2 protein-coding genes are annotated in these 1,032 nt (G+C 78.7%); both read right to left on the bottom strand.

Features of this window, described 5'->3' with window-relative positions:
* The coding region (locus G3I42_RS22360; protein ID WP_164288632.1) for a hypothetical protein at positions 1–180 on the bottom strand (180 nt) is incomplete at its 3' end.
* Positions 177–1,032 (bottom strand): DUF917 family protein (locus tag G3I42_RS22355; protein ID WP_164288630.1); only part of this gene is annotated, 856 nt, incomplete at its 5' end. The genes G3I42_RS22360 and G3I42_RS22355, both read right to left, overlap by 4 nt.

The raw sequence follows: 1,032 nt of genomic DNA, 5'->3' as shown, positions 1-1,032 counted from the left end.
GGCGGGCGTGGTCCGCAGCGCGTCGCAGACGACGAGATGCCCGGCGACCTCGCCGAGGGTCTCGCGGAACGCGGTCACGTCCGTGACGCGCCGCTCCAGCCCGGCGTGCCCGGCGAGCAGGCGCGCGCCGCGCAGCACGGGGTCGGCGAGCAGCCCGGCGACGGTGGTGGGGGACGTCACGCGCGCCCCCGGTCGCCCGGTTCGGCGTCCAGGTCCAGCCCGAACGCGGCGGGTCCCACGCGCTGCTCGGCGCCCGGCGGCCAGGCGTGCAGGGCGGGGAGCCGCATCAGCGCGAGGTGGCTGCCGGCCCGTACCTGATCGGTGCGCAGCGGGCGCCGCCCGCTGGGGTCGACGGCGGCGAGGATCTGCGGGGTGGCCGCCACGGTGACGCCGTCCCTGGTCACGGCGAGGAACTCGTCGAGGAAGTCCACGCGGACGACCGCGCCGCTGTGCCGGTCGGTGAGGCTCAGGGAGCCGGGCCGCTGGCCGTGCCGGGGCACGATCTCCTCCGTACGGCCCACGGCGAGCAGGTCGGCCCCGAGCCGTTCCGCCAGTTCGGCGGGGGCGAGCGCCGCTTGCGAGGCCCGCAGGAAACGCTCGCCGAGGCCGAGGCAGGCGCCGACCGAGCCGGTGACGCCGATGCCCGCGAGCCGTTCGGCGGGGAGCGGGTACAGCGCGAGCGCCGCCGCGCCGCCGAGCGCGAGCACGTTGGCGCGCAGCAGGGGTTCGGCCCGCCGTTCGGAGACCTCCGGCACGAGCACGGTGTCCCCGGCGGGTCCGGTGAGCGCCATCGGCGCGGCGGGGACGCCGTGCGCGGCGGCGAGGCTCTGGTCGATGCGGGGGAAGGCGCGGCCCATGAGGTCGCCGTCCACGAGTGGGAGCGAGAGCGCGTGCGCCGTGAGGGCGGGCACGAGCGCGTTGAGGCCGCCGATCTCGATCACGCCGACGGCCCCGGCCGGGCGGCCCGCGGCCCGGGCGACCGCGCGGACGGCGCGGGCGAAGTCCTCGGGTTCCACGAGCCGCTCCGCGAGG

Origin of the sequence: Streptomyces sp. SID11385 (assembly GCF_010548245.1) — a bacterium.
GTDB lineage: Bacteria > Actinomycetota > Actinomycetes > Streptomycetales > Streptomycetaceae > Streptomyces.
This window is presented reverse-complemented; position numbering and strand designations above follow the sequence as displayed.